Consider the following 1,277-nt stretch of genomic DNA (forward strand, 5'->3'; position numbering starts at 1 on the left):
GTAATTGATAAAAGAACAGGCTTATGCCTACGGTCATTAACGCGACGAAACTAGCTAACTTAGTTTTATTAAGCATTGAAGATAAGAAATTAATATAAGATTTTGAAAACTTATCAAGCATTACATCAATCTTAGGCCAAAATTGTTTTGTATTTTTAGTGAGTAGTCTGGAGCACATTAAGGGGGATAATGTCAGTGCGATTACTCCAGAGATAAATACACTTCCTGCTAAAGCAACTGCAAACTCAATAAATAATTGCCCAATCATGCCATCAATAAATGCCAAAGGCGCATAGACACTAGCCAGCGTAAACGTCATGACGACAATCGCAAAACTTATTTGCTTTGCCCCATTTAAAGCAGCCTCCATTGGTGAAAGCCCCTCTTCAATAAAGCGCCAAATATTTTCCAAGACGATAATGGCATCATCCACGACTAAGCCAACAGCAAGCACCATCGCAAGCAGGGTCATTTGATTGATACTAAAGCCACATAGCTTTAAAAAGAGTAATGAGCCTAATAGCGAGATAGGTATCGTTACTAAAGGAATCAGGATGGAACGTATGTTCCTCAGGAAAAGGAATACGATAACAAGAACCAAGAAAATTGATTCAAAGATCGATGATTTAATGTTTTTTAATGAAGCACGGATAAATTCTGATTGATCAATAATGACCCTTATCTTCATATCATCAGGTAACGCTTTTTTTAATGCCTTAAGTTCTTTGCGAATCGCTTGAGACACTTCAAGGGGATTGGCATCATTGGCGCGCTCAATTGACAAAACCACACCTGACTGCCCATTAACTTTAATTTGAAATTGGCTATCATCGGTTTTTAATCGAATCTGCGCTAATGATTTAAGAAAAACGGGATTATTGTTTACCTTTTTTATAAGTAAGTTTTGATAGTCTTTAGCCGTTTTTAAATCAAACTCAAGCGTTGTTGGGATTTTATTCTGATATTTTCCTGCTGGAAGCGATAACCGATTAGTAGCAATTGCACTGGCCACTTCATCTGCATTGATACCAAAAGCATATAATTTCTTGGGATCTAAATTAATCTCATACGTATAAGGACGTCCCCATACTGAGACTGAGGCAACACCGTTCACACTGCGAAAGGCATTTTTCAAATTAAGCTGCGCATAATGAGTCAACTCACCAAAACTTAAAGAACGCGATTCGATAGAAATCCCGATAAAAGGCAAGCCATCAGACTTATTCCGACGCTCAATTTTTGGCGCTTTTATGTTTTCAGGTAAGAACGCACTGGCT

General features: G+C 37.7%; 1 protein-coding gene. It reads right to left on the bottom strand.

Translation table 11 applies throughout. From position 1 onward, the window contains the following. Window positions 1-1,277, bottom strand: a 1,277-nt coding sequence (locus tag ACQY7T_RS12715) for an efflux RND transporter permease subunit (RefSeq protein WP_428413888.1), incomplete at both ends; no start/stop codon positions are given.

The sequence above is a fragment of the Legionella sp. genome, assembly GCF_965140895.1.
GTDB lineage: Bacteria > Pseudomonadota > Gammaproteobacteria > Legionellales > Legionellaceae > Legionella.